11 protein-coding genes are annotated in these 16,080 nt (G+C 50.5%); 6 read left to right on the forward strand and 5 right to left on the reverse strand.

Annotation, left to right across the window (positions count from 1 at the left end; genetic code table 11):
* Positions 1 to 144: 144 nt before the first annotated feature.
* From pepF to UNDKW_RS14105, 3 genes are all read left to right on the forward strand, one after another.
* A complete protein-coding gene (gene pepF, locus UNDKW_RS14095; RefSeq protein WP_162059204.1) occupies positions 145 to 2,007 on the forward strand; it encodes an oligoendopeptidase F in 1,863 nt (620 codons plus the stop codon).
* Between the two features lie 119 nt (positions 2,008 to 2,126).
* Positions 2,127 to 4,181 (forward strand): S46 family peptidase, encoded by a 2,055-nt coding sequence (locus tag UNDKW_RS14100; RefSeq protein WP_162059205.1) that lies wholly within the window; start codon positions 2,127 to 2,129, stop codon positions 4,179 to 4,181.
* Positions 4,182 to 4,335: 154 nt separating this feature from the next.
* Complete coding sequence (locus tag UNDKW_RS14105; protein ID WP_162059206.1) at positions 4,336 to 4,935, forward strand: hemerythrin domain-containing protein; 600 nt, start codon at positions 4,336 to 4,338, stop codon at positions 4,933 to 4,935.
* Positions 4,936 to 4,958: 23 nt separating this feature from the next.
* Here the strand turns inward: UNDKW_RS14105 and UNDKW_RS14110 are convergent, their stop codons facing one another.
* A complete protein-coding gene (locus UNDKW_RS14110) occupies positions 4,959 to 5,855 on the reverse strand; it encodes a DMT family transporter (RefSeq protein ID WP_162059207.1) in 897 nt (298 codons plus the stop codon).
* Between the two features lie 118 nt (positions 5,856 to 5,973).
* Complete coding sequence (hrpA, locus tag UNDKW_RS14115) at positions 5,974 to 10,140, reverse strand: ATP-dependent RNA helicase HrpA (protein ID WP_162059208.1); 4,167 nt, start codon at positions 10,138 to 10,140, stop codon at positions 5,974 to 5,976.
* Between the two features lie 202 nt (positions 10,141 to 10,342).
* On the opposite strand from hrpA, the gene UNDKW_RS14120 reads away from it, so the two are divergent.
* From UNDKW_RS14120 to UNDKW_RS14130, 3 genes are all read left to right on the forward strand, one after another.
* Positions 10,343 to 11,497: a tetratricopeptide repeat protein gene (locus tag UNDKW_RS14120; protein ID WP_162059209.1), complete on the forward strand. Its 1,155-nt coding sequence runs from the start codon at positions 10,343 to 10,345 to the stop codon at positions 11,495 to 11,497.
* A 161-nt stretch (positions 11,498 to 11,658) separates the two neighbouring features.
* Entirely contained in the window at positions 11,659 to 12,969 is a 1,311-nt protein-coding gene (gene argA, locus UNDKW_RS14125; RefSeq protein ID WP_162041665.1) for an amino-acid N-acetyltransferase, read from the forward strand.
* Between the two features lie 65 nt (positions 12,970 to 13,034).
* Positions 13,035 to 13,307, forward strand: a complete 273-nt coding sequence (locus tag UNDKW_RS14130) for an oxidative damage protection protein (RefSeq protein ID WP_162059210.1) — start codon at positions 13,035 to 13,037, stop codon at positions 13,305 to 13,307.
* 79 nt (positions 13,308 to 13,386) lie between these two features.
* On the opposite strand, the gene UNDKW_RS14135 is transcribed toward UNDKW_RS14130, so the two are convergent.
* From UNDKW_RS14135 to UNDKW_RS14145, 3 genes are all read right to left on the reverse strand, one after another.
* Positions 13,387 to 14,139 (reverse strand): carbonic anhydrase family protein, encoded by a 753-nt coding sequence (locus tag UNDKW_RS14135; RefSeq protein ID WP_232063385.1) that lies wholly within the window; start codon positions 14,137 to 14,139, stop codon positions 13,387 to 13,389.
* Between the two features lie 96 nt (positions 14,140 to 14,235).
* Complete coding sequence (gene rpiA / locus UNDKW_RS14140) at positions 14,236 to 14,907, reverse strand: ribose-5-phosphate isomerase RpiA (protein ID WP_162059211.1); 672 nt, start codon at positions 14,905 to 14,907, stop codon at positions 14,236 to 14,238.
* A gap of 92 nt (positions 14,908 to 14,999) precedes the next feature.
* Positions 15,000 to 16,007, reverse strand: coding sequence for a serine/threonine protein kinase (locus UNDKW_RS14145; RefSeq protein WP_162059212.1), 1,008 nt, complete (start codon positions 16,005 to 16,007; stop codon positions 15,000 to 15,002).
* Between the last annotated feature and the right edge of the window lie 73 nt (positions 16,008 to 16,080).

Raw genomic sequence — 16,080 nt, forward strand, 5'->3', positions numbered from 1 at the left:
GTGAACTTTCAGACCAGAATATGGCCTCAAGTGCAGGGCTAATATGACCATACTGAAAAGCACTCATATTAAATAAATAATAAGCCACTACCCTGCTTGTTGCACATCCATTAATCCAAAAAAATCCACACTGGACCATTAACCATGCATAAACATCTTGTTCGCAACTTGTTCGCTGTTGCATTGACCTTACCCAGCTTTGCCTTTGCTGCCCACCCCAGTGAGACCGAAGCAGACCGCTGGAATTTAAATGATATGTATCAGAGCAAGGCAGACTGGGACAAGGATGCCGTCATGCTGGAAGTGCAGCTAAAACAGTTTCAAACCTGTAGTGGTCATCTGGCTGACAATATCGCCCGCTTCAAGACTTGCCTGGATTTGAACGCTGATTTATCCAAACGCTATGCAAAACTGGCCAGCTATGCTTTCCAGTTCCGCGATCAGGATACTGGTGACAATGCCGGCATGGATTTGGGGCAGCGCTCAGATATTCTGGGGAGCAAGGTCGAAGAAGCCACCTCTTTCCTGCGCCCGGAAATTCTGAGCATAGGGGCAAAAAAAATCCAGGCATTCCAGGCCAAAGAGAAAGGCTTGAAGATTTATGCCCACCAGCTTGATGACATCTTGCGCTCAGGAGCCCACACCCTGGACAAAAAGGGTGAAGAACTCATCGCCACTTTTGGCATGGCCACTAACACTGCCAGCGCTGTCTATTCGACTTTATCCAACGCAGAAATGCCCTGGCCCAAAGTCAAATTATCGACAGGTGAAGAAGTACGCATAGACCAGGCTGCCTATACCAAATACCGTGCTGCCCCCAACCGTGCTGACCGCCAATTGGTGTTCGATGCATTCTGGGGCAAATGGAAAGAGTTTGAGCGTAGCTATGGCGTGACCTTCTACGAACAGCTGAAACGTGACTCTGCCTACGCCAAGATACGCAGTTATCCGGATTCGCTGACACAGGCGCTGGATAACAATAAACTGCCACGTGAAGTGTATGACACACTGGTAACGCAGACTCGTGCCAACCTCCCTACCCTGCACCGCTATTTCAAACTGCGTGCGAAATTGCTCGGCGTAAAAGACCTGCGTTATTTCGACATTTATCCGCCGCTGGTGTCTGGCGATTTCAAATACCCTATCAAGGATGGTGTCAGGCTGATGCTGGAGTCAGTCAGACCGCTGGGTGATGACTACGCCAAGGCCATGGCAAAAGCCACGACCGAACGCTGGATGGATGTTTACCCTCGCCCACGCAAACGCTCGGGCGCTTATATGAATGGCGCTGCCTATGATGTCCATCCTTACCTGCTGTTGAACTACAACGATGATTATGAGTCTGTCTCGACCCTGGGCCATGAATGGGGTCATGCCATGCACTCTTATCTGGCCAATAAACATCAGCCATTCATCAGTGCGGACTACCCTACCTTCACGGCAGAAATTGCTTCGACCACCAATGAAGTATTCTTGCTTGACCATATGATGAAAATCGCCAAGAGCGATGACGAGCGCCTGCTCTACCTGGGCTCGGCACTGGAAAACCTGCGCGGCACTTTCTTCCGTCAGGCCATGTTTGCCGACTTTGAACGTGAAGTACATGCCAAGGTCGATAAAGGCGAATCCCTGACTGGCGAAGCACTGTCGAAAATCTATGGCGACATTCTGAAAAGCTATCATGGCGACAAAGAAGGCGTCATGAAGATAGACGACACCTATGCAGTGGAATGGGCATATATCCCGCATTTCTATAACCGCTTCTATGTATTTCAGTACGCTACATCCATCGCTGCAGGTTCGATGTTTGCCGACGAAATCCTCAAGGGCCAAACTGGCGCCAGGGACAAGTACCTGAACATATTGAAAGCGGGCGGCTCTGCCTATCCTTATGAACTGGTCAAGAGTGCGGGTGTGGATCTGGCCTCACCTGCCCCATATCAGGCGGTGTTTGCACGCATGAATAAAATCATGGATCAGATTGAAGCAATACAGGCAAAACGCTAATACAATAAGCAAATCTATCAGAAGCTGATTCAACAATGAATGAGTTTCTGAACATGAAAAAACCCTGCCTCCCGCCCCCCTGGCGAGAGGCAATTTATTTTCAAAGTAATGGAAAAAAGATGCAAAAGAAATTCTTGTTGCTGAGTCTGGCACTGCCTGCATTGTCGATGGCAGCAGAAGGCATGTGGACACTGGACAATTTACCCGGCACCAGGCTGCAAGCGGAATATGGCTTCAAGCCTACGGCAGAATGGGTCAGGAATACCATGCTGAGCTCAGTCAAACTGCCCGGCTGCTCTGGTTCTTTCGTCTCCAAAGATGGTCTGGTGATGACCAATCATCATTGTGCTTCAGGCTGCATAGAACAATTATCGACTGCCAAACAAAATTATGTAGAAAACGGCTTCCTGGCAAAAAAACGGGAAGAAGAACAAATATGCCCAGCGCTGGAATTAAACCGCCTGGAAGATATCAGTGACGTGACAGACGAGGTCAAAAAAGCTACCGCAGGTCTGGAAGGCACAGAATTCAAACAGGCACAAAATGCCATTCACGCCAAATTGACCTCAGCCTGCATGGGTGAAGATAAAGAAAAAACCCGTTGCGACATCGTCGATCTTTATCATGGTGGCCGCTACCATCTGTATAAATACCACCGCTATGCCGATACCCGCCTGGTATGGGCGCCAGAAAAATCCATCGCTTTTTTTGGTGGCGACCCAGACAATTTCAATTTCCCGCGCTATGACCTCGACATCTCGATGTTGCGGGTGTACGAGAATGGCAAACCGGTTGAAATCAAGAATTTTTTCCCCTTCAGTAAAACCGGGCCACAAGAAGGTGAAATGACCTTCATCACGGGCCACCCTGGCTCTACCCAGCGCCAGTTGACGATGGCGCAACTGAACAGCCTGCGTGACATAGGCTTGATCGACAGGCTGCAGCATCTGGCAGAATTGCGCGGTGTGCTCACGCAATACCGTAAAACCAGCCCGGAAGCAGCGCGCACGGCCGACCATCTGTTATTCGGTACAGAAAACAGCTACAAGGCTGGCGTGGGCAGGTTAAAAACTCTGCTGGACCCGGAATTCATCGCCCGCAAACAAGCTGAAGAAGACGCATTGCGTCAATTTGTCGATGCCAGGCCTGAGCTCAAGGCAAAAGTCGGTGGCGCCTGGGATGCCATCGCCAAGGCGCAGGAGAACTACCGTCAGTTACATAGAATCTCCAGCATGACAGAAGGTACCGAAGCATTCTCCAGTGATTATTTCCGCATAGCCCGCAATCTTGTGCGTGCGGCAGATGAGAAAATCAAAAACAATGCTGAGCGCCTGCCAGAATTTACCGACACCCGCTTGCCAGGTATCCAGCAGATGGTGTTTTCCAAAGCGCCAATTTACCCCGAATTTGAAAAAGTCAAACTGACACATTCCCTGACCAAAATGCGGGAAGACCTGGGTAGCAATCATGCCTTCGTCAAACAGGTACTGGGCAAACTCTCGCCTGAGCAACTGACAGAAAAACTGGTCAGCAAAACCCGTCTGGCTGATATTGAATACCGCAAGACTTTATGGAATGGCGGCAAGGAAGCCATCATCCAGTCTGATGACCCGTTCATCAAACTGGCGCTGGCCGTCGATGCGGATTCTCGTAGCGCACGCAAGCGCATGGAACAGGAAGTGCAATCCGTCGTGCAAAAAAATGCTGAACTGATTGCACAAGCACGCTTTTTGCAGACAGGCACCAGCGTTTACCCGGACGCCACAGGCACCCTGCGCCTGTCTTATGGCGAGGTCAAAGGCTGGCAAGCCGGTGAGCAGGCCATTAAACCCTTCACCAATTTTGCTGGTGCTTTCGAACACGAAACCGGAGCCTACCCTTTTGCCCTGCCAACATCCTGGCATGCAGCGAAAAACAAGTTGAACCTTCAACAGTCTTACAATTTCGTGACCAATAATGACATCATAGGCGGTAATTCAGGCAGCCCTGTCATTAACAAAAATGGCGAAATTGTCGGTCTGGTCTTTGATGGCAATATCCATTCCCTGGGCGGAGCATTCTGGTTTGATGAACGCAGCAACCGCAGTGTCGCCGTACATAGCGGTGGCATACTGGAAGCCATGGATAAAATTTACCACGCCCAGGACTTGCTGAAGGAGTTGAGCGGCAAATAAGGCAATCCTGGAAATCCCTGTAGCCACGCCAGCATCAGCTCGCGTGGCTTTTTTATTAATCAGCCTATCACTGCCCCTCACTTTTGATCTTGATCAACAGCTCACTACTCTTGTCAAAGTAAAGTAATAAAAAAGAACAGCAAGGAGGCCCACCATGTCAGTCAGAAATATTTACCCTGCTTCGCTGCGCATCATTCAGGATGAACACGAACACTTGTCTTCGGTCATACAAGGCATGCGCTATTTCGTCCGGCAAGTAGAAAATGGTGGCAATGCGCCTGATCTGAAAGTTTTCCGTGCCATGCTTTACTACATCATGGAGTATCCGGAGAAAGTCCATCACCCCAAGGAAGATCAATACCTGTTTGCCAAGATCAAGGAAAGAACACACCAGCTTGACAATGAACTGGATGCCTTAAGCGAACAACACGGCAAGGGTGAGCTGATGGTGCACAGGCTATTTCAAGTCTTGCTCGACTATGAGTTTGGAGGTAAAACTGCCTTCCCTGCGTTCCGCGATCTGGTGGAGCAATATGCACATTTTTATTTTTCCCACATGCGTACAGAAGAAGAACGCATCATGCCTATTGCCAGGCAAGTGCTGAATGACCAGGACTGGAAGCAAGTCGATGCGGCGTTTCTGGAAAATCGCAAAATGCTTGATGACGCTGGTGAACGCTACAAATACGAGCAGCTATTCTCACTGATTGTCAATATTGCACCAGCCCCGATAGGCGTTGCCGATCCGGTTTGAGAAAAAGAATCTAAGAGAAAGAACTAGCGTCTTGATGACAGGACAATGCCGCCAACGATACACGTGAAAGCCATCGCATGAAACAGGTGCGGCAATTCTCCCAGGAATGCGGATGACATCAAAGCAGCAAACAAGGGTGTCAGATTGCTGAAAAAAGCAGCAACATTCGGCCCAACTCTTTGTACACCCAGCCCCCAGCAGCGAAAGGCTATCACCGCAGGGCCAACCGCAACAAAGGCCAGGGCGGCACACAATGCAGGGCTCCAGTGTATCGTCGGCGTGGTGATGGCCCATTCAGCCGCAGAAAACAAGCCCGACCACAATACACCGAAGCTGACTTGCGCCAGCAGAAAATCAGCCCAATGGTTACGCAATTCACCATCATTCCCCCGCGTCAGCAACCAGCTATAGATTGACCAGGTAATGGTAGCGATGATCATGAAGATATCGCCTGTCACCAGACGCAAAGCCAGTAATTGCGCAAATTCGCCACGACTGAGGACTATCAGCACGCCAGCAATAGACAGTAGCGCACCTGCCAGCTGCCAAGGCGTAACTTTGGCTTGAAAAAACAAGCGACCCACAATCAGCATCCACACCGGCATGCTGGCTGCAACCAGAGTGACATTGATAGGAGTAGAACTTTGCAAGGCCAGGTATTGCAAGGCATTGTATAAGCCCACGCCCAGCAAACCCAATAAGGCATAGCGCCGCCAGTTGCGCCATAACACGCTGTCGCGGCGATAAATGTGGGCAGCCATGGGCAAGAGCATTAAAAAGGCAAGCACCCAGCGTATGAAATTCAGGGTAATCGGTGGCACCAGCTCATGTATCATGCGCCCCACGACAGCATTGCCAGCCCATAGCAAAGGCGGGATAACAAGCAAAAATATGGTTGCAGGGTTCAGTTTATGATTCATGGATTTTATTAAGCGATAAAAAAGCAGGCTTCAGCTTGATTAGCCTGAAGCCTGCCCTCAGCATACAACAAGCAAACAAGCTTTGCCTGCAGCCATGCCAATCCATCTCAAATGCGAACTATCGCTGCAAACTCTCCCACACTTTTTGCAAGCGCTTGACGGACACAGGCATGGGCGTACGCAACTCCTGGGCAAACAAAGATACCCTGAGTTCTTCCAGCAACCAACGGAATTCCAGCAGTTTTGGATCAGCGTCCGGCCCTGTCTTGCGTGGATGACGCTGCCAGGCCTGAGCCACGCTATTCCACTCTGCCAGCAACTTCTGGTCACGCGCGGGGTCTGCACGCAACTTGTCCATGCGTACTGTAATCGCTTTCAGGTAACGCGGGAAATGCGACAACTGGGTGAAATCATTTTCCGAAATAAAGTGCTTGGTCACCAGCATCTGCAATTGCGTCTGCATGTCGGCAGCAGCCTGTGCATGCGCCTTGATGCCTTGCAGCTTCTTGGGCAAGCCGTAGTATTCAGCCAGTATTTGCGCGGCAGTACGGGCAATTTCATTCGCCAGTAAATTCAATCTAGCTTTGCCTTCATCTCGTCGCTTATTGAATTCACCTGAATTGGCAGGCAAGGGATTTTGCAGGAAAGCACTCTCTATCGCGACCTGGATAATCTGATCCCGCAATTCTTCCTGCGAACCCAGCGCCATGAACTGCATGCCCATTTGCTGCAAGCCTGGGATATTTTTTTCCAGGAACTTGATCTGCTCTTTTAATTGCAAGGCAAACAGACGACGCAAGCCTATGCGATGTACGCGCGCGGCCTCATCCGGGTCATCAAACACTTCGATATGGCAATGCGTGAGTTTATCGACCAGTGCTGGATAGCCAATCAAAGTTTGCTTGCCTTGCTGGACTTCCAGCAATTCTGGCAGACTGTCAAAAGTCCATGCTGTCAGATTTTCCTGTTTGAATGCCGGTACCGGAGCACTGGTCAGGACATTCGCAGTTACAGGTTTTCCAGTACTACGGATCGACTTTTCTTCTGCGACAACAGCCGGTTTGGCGGCAACAGGATTGGTATCCAGCAGCGCCAGTTTCTCTGCACTGGCAATACGCTGGAAACTCTCGCGTGCCTGTCCACCAAACTCAGCGCGCAAGCTGGCCAGGTTACGTCCCATTTCCAGTTGACGGCCATGTTCATCAACGACTTTGAAATTCATCGTCAAATGCACGGGCACGGTCTCGAATTTGAAATCCGTGGTCTTGCACAGCAAGCCTTTTTGTTCGCGTATATCAGCAATCACGGCATCAAGGAAATTGCCCTTACCGAAATCATTGCGCTCGCAAAAGCCTGCTGCATATTCCGGGATAGGCACACAATGACGACGTATCTTTTGCGGCAAGGACTTGATCAGCAAATGTACTTTTTCCTTGAGCATACCTGGCACCAGCCATTCGCACCGGTCTGCCGACACCTGATTCAGAGAAAATAAAGGCACAGTCAGGGTCACACCGTCGCGCGGGCTGCCCGGCTCAAAGTGATAACTGAGCTGCAAAGCCACACCCGAGACCTGCATGGTTTTGGGGAACAAATCCGTGGTCACGCCTGCTGCTTCATGGCGCATCAGCTCGTCTTTGTTCAGGTACAAGAGTTTGGGATTGGCCTTGGTCGCTTCTTTGTGCCATTGCTCAAACAGTATGGCATTCCAGACATCTGCTGGCAAGTGTTGATCATAAAAAGCTACGATCAGCTCTTCATCGACCAGCACATCAAGGCGGCGTGATTTATGTTCAAGGTTTTCTATCTCGCGTACCAGTTTCTGGTTATACGCGAAGAAAGGCGCACGGGTATCAAACTCGCCTTCGACCAGGGCATCACGGATGAACATCTCGCGCGCCTCAACAGGGTGCGTCAAACCATACTGTGTACGACGCTGGCTATATACCACCAGACCATACAGGGTAGCGCGTTCAAAGGCAGATACCTGTCCGGCACGTTTTTCCCAACGCGGCTCGCCATAAGATTTTTTAAGCAGATGTTCGCCTATCTTCTCCAGCCATTCCGGATTGATCTGTGCAATGCAACGACCATACAGGCGTGTGGTATCCACCAGCTCAGCCGCCATGATCCAGCGCCCGGCTTTTTTAGCGAGAGTGGAACCCGGCCAGATATAAAATTTGATACCACGCGCACCCAGGTAATGTGCTTCTTCATCTGACTTATAGCCTATATTACCCAGCAAACCCGTCAGCAAGGAGAGATGCAATTGCTCGTAGGTGGCAGGTGCCTCATTCAAGCGCCAGCCCTGCTCTTTTACTATCGTCAGCAATTGCGAATGCACTTCACGCCATTCGCGCAAGCGCATCTGGCTCAGGAAATTGGAGCGGCAATTATCTTGCAACTGTCGATTGGTCTTTTTATGTTCGATGGCATCTTCAAACCAGTTCCAAATTTTCAGGTAAGACTGAAATTCAGATTTTTCATCGGCAAATTTCTTGTGCGCCATGTCGGCAGCGGCCTGCGCATCCATGGGGCGATCACGCGGATCTTGCACCGACAAGGCGGCAGCAATGATCAACACTTCCTGCAAGGCCTGGTTGTCACGCGCAGCCAAAATCATGCGGCCCACACGCGGGTCCAGCGGCAGTTTGGCGAGCTGTCGGCCTACTGGTGTCAATTGATTGACTTCGTCCATGGCCCCCAGTTCCTGCAAGAGCTGATAACCGTCAGCAATCGCCCTGCCAGGCGGCGGCTCTATGAATGGGAAAGTTTCTACATCGGTCAGGCGCAGAGATTTCATACGCAAGATGACAGCAGCCAGTGACGAGCGCAAAATCTCAGGCTCTGTAAATTTTGGCCTTTGCAGATAATCCTGCTCATCGTACAAACGTATGCAAACACCAGCCGCAACACGCCCGCAACGACCGGCACGCTGATTCGCAGCAGACTGGGCAACCGCTTCTATCTGCAATTGTTCGACTTTGTTACGGTAGCTGTAACGTTTGACACGCGCCAGGCCAGCATCGACGACATAACGTATGCCAGGTACGGTCAGCGAAGTTTCTGCCACGTTCGTGGCCAGCACGATGCGACGCGCATTTGAAGTCTTGAATACCCGCTCCTGTTCTTGTGCTGACAGGCGGGCAAACAGCGGCAAAATCTCTACATGCGGTGGATGATGCTTGCGCAGGGCTTCAGCAGCATCACGAATTTCACGCTCGCCTGGCAAGAATACGAGTACATCGCCAGAACCTACGCGGCATAATTCATCAACGGCGTCGGTAATCGCCGTCATCAAATCACGCTCTTTATCTTTTTCTGTATCTTGTATCGGACGATAGCGTACTTCTACAGGGTACAAGCGGCCTGACACTTCTATCACAGGAGCAGGCTTGGGTTCGCCACCACGAGCATCAGCAAAATGATTGGCAAAGCGCTGCGCATCTATCGTGGCTGAAGTAATGATGATCTTCAGGTCACGGCGCTTGGGCAGCAATTGTTTTAGGTAACCGAGCAGGAAGTCAATATTCAGGCTGCGCTCATGTGCCTCATCGATGATGATGGTGTCATATTGTTTGAGCAGTGGATCAGTCTGGGTTTCTGCCAGCAAGATGCCGTCGGTCATCAGCTTGACCGATGCGCCCTTGCTCAAAGTATCGGTGAAACGGACTTTAAAGCCGACATGCTCACCTAAAGGAGAATTCAATTCCTGTGCAATACGCTTGGCCGTTGATGACGCAGCAATACGGCGTGGCTGGGTGTGGCCTATCAACCCCTTTTGCCCACGTCCCAGTTCCAGGCAAATCTTTGGTAATTGCGTGGTCTTGCCTGAGCCGGTTTCACCACAGACAATTATAACCTGATGTTTTTGCAAAGCCTCGGCAATTTCTGCACGCTTGCCGGACACCGGTAATTCTTCGGGGAAGCTAATGGGTGGCAAGACATTGCGAAAAGGCAGAGCTGGCTCTTCCCTTACTGGCACGGCTGTTTTTTGTTTGTTATTGTTTTTGCCGTTTTCCCGGCCAGCCTCTGTGCCAGTCACACGCCCCGGCTGAGGCCTTGACTGCTGACTAGGTCCTTGCGCCCTTGCTTGCTGCGTTCTTACAGGGCGCACTTGTTCTGCGCCACCATCATTGAGATTGCGCGGTTTGTTTTCAGGCACTTCAGACTTCGCGGTAGTTTCACGCAACTGTTGTCGAAGCTCTCGCAATCCCGATAAACCATCTATCGCACCGGGCGTTGCTTTCTTAGGGGAGTTTTTAGGTGTTTGATTTGAAGACATAGCGCTGCGCATTATCCCAGATTTTTGTGCAGAGCAGGAAATGTTGCATTGCTTGCCATGGCATGCCTGCCAGACAACAGGCGAAATTCATATAAATCAAACCCATCTTTATTTATCCTATAATGAACCAGAGACTTGGCAAGCAGTCTAACGACAATGAAGCATGCGAGGTTCAAAACCTGGTTACACGGGGAGACAAAAAATGAAAACCTGGATCACATTGCTGTTCAGTATTTTGCTCACGGCCTGCGCCACCCAACCGAGCCAAAAAATCAGCCATCTGCAATTTCATGATGCAGGTTTTACGCCTCCTGCCAAAATCATCAGCGCTGAAGATGTCGTGGCGCTCAGCGATGAAATGCGTTCTTACATCAAGAATGATATCAACTCACAATTAAGACTCAAATCCCCGCAGAAGGCTCTGTTTGATGCACTCTCCAGCAAAGGCCAGATCAGGCTGGAATATGATGCCGAAATTACACGTAATGCAGCACAGGCATTCAAGGCACGTTCTGGCAATTGCCTGTCACTGGTCCTGATGACTGCGGCACTGGCAAAAGAACTGGGAATGGATGTGCAATATCAAAATGTCCTCGTCGATGAATCATGGAGCCGTAATAACGACATCTATTTTGCTGCCGGACATGTCAACATCGTACTGGGTCACAAATCTGCATTCAAGGGCTTTACCCAGGAGTATTCGCAATCCATGGTGATAGATTTTCTGCCTCCAAAAGATCTTCGTGGTCAGCGCTCCGAAATGATCAAGGAAGAAACTGTGATCGCCATGTATTTCAATAACCGCGCTGCCGAATCCCTGGCGCTGCAACAAGTCAATGATGCTTACTGGTTTGCCCGCTCGGCTCTGATGAGTGATCCCGACTTTACTGCGGCTTACAATACCCTGGGCGTGGTTTACAGGCAGCATGGTCACCTGGCGCTGGCTGAAAATGTGTTCAGGCAAATACTGGACAAAGAGGCAGAAAACATCATGGCACTCAGCAATCTGGTGGAAGTCTTGCGCAAGAGCGAGCGCCGGGCCGAAGCGCAAATTTACATGAGCCGTCTGGAAAGCTTGCAACCTTATCCACCTTTCCATTTCTTTAACCGCGGACTGGCTGCCATGGAACGTGGCGACTATGCCGAAGCAAAAAACCTGTTCAAACGCGAACTCAGGCGCGATCCGAATTATGATGAATTCCATTTGTGGCTGGCACTGGCACATTTAAAACTGGGCGAAACCCGGGATGCAGTCGAGGAACTGACGCTGGCCAAGGCCAATAGCACAACGCGCAAGGCGCAAAACCTCTACGCCAGCAAACTGGAGAAAATCAAGGCAACTTACTCGCATAATTAAGCTGTCGCACATTATTTGAAATCACTTGAGGCGATTTGAGGTGATTCAGGATATGTGACCAGAGCTAATCGCCCCTGTCTCCTGAGTGGAATGACAGTAATGTGGAAATTCGACCACGTTGTTACTCCATGCATTTTTGCGTCTCAGATTATAATTGGCGAATGGAAAATCCCTTTCAATTCGTTCAATGGCTGCGCTCAGTCGCGCCCTATATTCATGCCTTCCGTGGAAAGACCTTTGTGGTCGCCTTTCCCGGCGAACTGGTCATGGCAGGTGCCCTGCCAGTTCTGGCGCAAGATTTATCACTTTTGCATGCACTTGGCATTAAAGTTGTCATTGTCCATGGCTCGCGACCACAGGTAGCCGAGCAACTGGCCTTGCGTAATGTCGAAGGCAAATTTCATAATGGCATACGCATTACCGATACCGCTGCGCTGGAATGCTCGAAAGAAGCTGCCGGTGAATTACGCCTCGATATAGAAGCGGCATTCAGCCAGGGCTTGCCGAATACGCCGATGGCACATTCTGCGATACGCATCATCTCCGGCAACTTCGTGACGGCCAAACCTATCGGCATAGTCGGCGGGGTAGATTTCCAACTGACTGGTATCGCCCGCAAAGTCGCCTATGACACCATTCACCGCATTCTTGATGCTGGCAATCTGGTTTTGCTGGGTCCTCTGGGTTTCTCCCCAACTGGCGAAGCATTCAACCTGACTATGGAAGATGTGGCTGTCTCTGCCGCCACGGCCTTGCGTGCTGACAAACTGATTTTTATCTCTGAGACACCGATGATGGTGGATCAGGACAATGATGAAATACGTGAATTATCTTTCATGCAGGCAGAACAGGAATTAAAGGCGGCTTATCTGCCACCAGATTCTGCGTTTTACCTGGAGCACGCTGTCAAGGCTTCACGTGGAGGCGTGCCACGTATCCATATCGTCCCTTACAAGATGGATGGTTCTGCCTTGCTGGAATTGTTCACCCATGATGGTGTGGGTACCATGGTGTCTTCAGAAAACCTGGAAAGCCTGCGTGAAGCCACGATTGAAGACGTAGGCGGCATCATCAAGCTGATAGAACCACTGGAAGCTGATGGCACCCTGGTCAAGCGTGGTCGAGAGCTGATAGAAAGGGAAATCAATTACTTCTCAGTCATTGAACATGATGGTGTCATCTTCGGTTGCGCGGCCCTATACCCCTTCCCGTTCGAAAAAATGGCCGAGATGGCTTGCCTGACGGTCAACCCGGATGTACAAAGCCAGGGCGATGGCGAGCGCATACTCAAGCATATGGAAAAACGTGCGCGCCGAGCTGGTTTCCACAGCCTGTTTGTATTAACGACACGCACGGCACACTGGTTCCTGAAGCGTGGTTTTGTCAGTGCATCAGTCGATGATTTACCAAAAGACAGACAAAAAATGTATAACTGGCAACGCAAGTCTCTGGTTTTGATCAAGCAACTCTAGCGCATTGACCGTATAATTCACGCTGTTATCAAGATTGACCAAGATTCATATTAAGGAGCACCAACATGGCCCGCACGGTCCACTGCATTAAACTAGACAAAGAAGCTGAAGGCCTGGACCTTCCACCTTATCCAGGTGAATTAGGCAAGCGTATTTATGAAAGCGTGTCCAAAGAAGCCTGGGCCGCCTGGCTCAAGCACCAGACCATGCTGGTCAATGAGAACCGCCTGAACCTGGCCGATACCCGTGCCCGCAAATACCTGGCGACCCAGATGGAAAAGCATTTCTTTGGTGATGGTGCAGATGCCGCCAGCGGCTACGTCCCGCCAACAGAATAAAGCCTGTTACCATAGCAAAAAACTGTGGTCGCAAACAAGAAAGCCCGCATCAGCGGGCTTTTTTTCGACGTGGACTATCTCAATAAAACTCTATCTTGCCAGTTTCCACATCCAGCATGGCACCAATGATCTTGATCTGACCCTTGTCAGCCATTTCTTTCAGTACCACACTCTTTTCTGTAACTGCCTTAACCGTCATCTTGACATTCATCTCTGCCACGGCATCAACAAAATGATGATTTGCTGAAGTACGGTCGCTACCGTGAGTGTCTGGCGTAGCTTTGACGGCTGGCATGATCTTGGCCACCAGTTGCGTCAGATTTCCCAGATTGGCATTATCACAGGCCCCCTTGACGGCACCGCAATGCGAATGGCCAAGAATAACGATGGTTTTTGAACCTGCCACTTTGGCGGCATATTCCAGGCTGCCAAGTATGTCTTCATTGACGACATTTCCAGCCACACGGGCAGTAAACAAGTCACCTATACCTTGATCAAACACCAGCGCTGGCTCAGAGCGTGAATCTATGCAACTGACTATGCTGGCAAAGGGAAATTGCCCATCCCTGCCACTGGTTTTCACCTGGCCCGGCAAATCGCGCTTGAGCATATTGCCAGAGACAAAGCGCTGGTTACCTTCTTTTAACATTGCGATGGCAGCGTCAGGGCTGATCTTGCTTTGCATGGACTGTGTCATCGCAACGCTGATGGGAGGCTGGCTTGCAGTCGGAGACTGCGAAGCGCAAGCTGTCACCAGCAAGGCCGTCGTCAACGCAGCAAGAAAGCTCAGGGATGTGGATGCTTTTTTATAGGTATTCATGCTTGTATTCATTTGTCTCATCTCCTCATAAAATTAAACAACGGATAACTTCTCATTCATCTGCATCTGCACAGATTTACAGCAGACCGAAATCCTTCCTTACTACGGTCAGAATTGCAATGTCCTGACGCCTTCGCCAGTCCCCAGCAGACAAACATTTGCCCCCTGACGCGCGAACAAACCTACGGTCACCACACCCACGATATTGTTGATCTCTGCTTCCATGGCCACGGGGTCCTGGATTTGCAAACCATAGACATCCAAAATCATGTTGCCGTTATCCGTCAACAATGGCTCCCCATCCTTGATACGCAAACGCGCCTCACCACCCAGTGCATTGAGCTTGCGCGCAACCACCGCATGCGACATGGGAATCACCTCTACCGGCAAAGGAAACTTGCCCAGCACATCTACCAGCTTGGAACCATCAGCGATACAGATAAATTTTTCAGCAACGGATGCAACAATCTTTTCACGTGTCAATGCCGCACCACCACCTTTGATCATGGCCCCTTGCGGCGTGATTTCATCCGCGCCATCGATATACACTGGCATGGACGTCACTTCATTCAAATCCAGCACGGTAATGCCATGCGAACGCAGACGCGCTGCGGTTACCTCTGAAGACGCAACTGCGGCCTTGATTTTGTGCTTGATCTTGCCCAGCTCATCGATAAAAAAATTGGCCGTAGAACCCGTGCCTACGCCAACAATTTCACCTTCTACTACATAAGCAATTGCCGCCTGTGCGACAGCAAGCTTCAATTCATCTTGAGTCATGGTGCATTTCCATCATAGTTTAAAAATTGGCGGGATTTTACAGTATGGCCTGACTTATTCGTAATTTGATCAAGAACGAGACTAAAACAGTATTAAATTCGCCACAACGGTGCCTCATCCATCAGAGCAACCTGCTCGCGCAGTTCAAGTATGCGGTCTTGCCAGTAACGCTGGCTGTTAAACCATGGAAAGGCTGCCGGAAAAGCCGGGTCAGTCCAGCGTTGCGCCAGCCAGGCGGAATAATGGATCAGCCTCAGGGTTCGCAAGGCTTCTATCAAATACAGCTGGCGCGGCTCAAACTCAAAAAAATCTTCGTAACCTACCAGAATGTCGGTCAACTGGCTTTGCATATCGCTACGATCGCCAGATAGCAGCATCCATAAATCCTGTATGCCTGGCCCCATACGGCTGTCATCAAAATCAACGAAATGCGGACCAGCCTCAGGTCCCGACTCCAGCCACAAAACATTCCCGAGATGGCAATCACCATGCAGGCGCAGTTGCTGCACCTCACCTGCCCGGTCGTAGCAAGCCCGGATACCATCCAGAGCCTGCTGACTAACACTGTTATAGGCAGCTAGCAGGTCTGGGGGAATAAAATCATTTTCCAGCAACCAGGCACGCGGCAAGACGCCAAAGCTTTGCAGGTCCAGCGCTGGCCTGGCAGCATAGCTGGCGGTAGCACCGACTGCATGTATGCGCCCTATGAAACGTCCCAGCCATTCCAGCGTGGCGGGATCACCGGTTTCAGGCGCACGGCCACTCTGACGCTTGAACAGGGAAAATCGGAAGCCCTGATAATGTCGCAGGCTATTACCATCCTCAGTTTGCAAAGCGGCCAACACAGGAATCTCCTGCACCTGTAATTCACGCACGAAATCATGCTCTTCCTGTATGGCCTCATCTGACCAGCGCAAGGGCCGGTAAAACTTGGCAATCACCGGAGGTGCATCTTCTATGCCTATCTGGTAAACACGGTTTTCATAGCTGTTCAAGGCCAACATGCGGCCATCGCTGCGCAAGCCACTGCTTTCCACAGCATCGAGGACGAATTCGGGTGTCAGCCCGGCGAAGGAATCTGGGGGAGTAAAATCTGTCATCCCGCTATTGTACGTGGCTGTCAGCAGGTTCGACCATAAAACTCCTGCACAGCCAGCACACAAAGCGCTAAAC

This window comes from Undibacterium sp. KW1 (assembly GCF_009937955.1).
Lineage (GTDB): Bacteria > Pseudomonadota > Gammaproteobacteria > Burkholderiales > Burkholderiaceae_D > Undibacterium.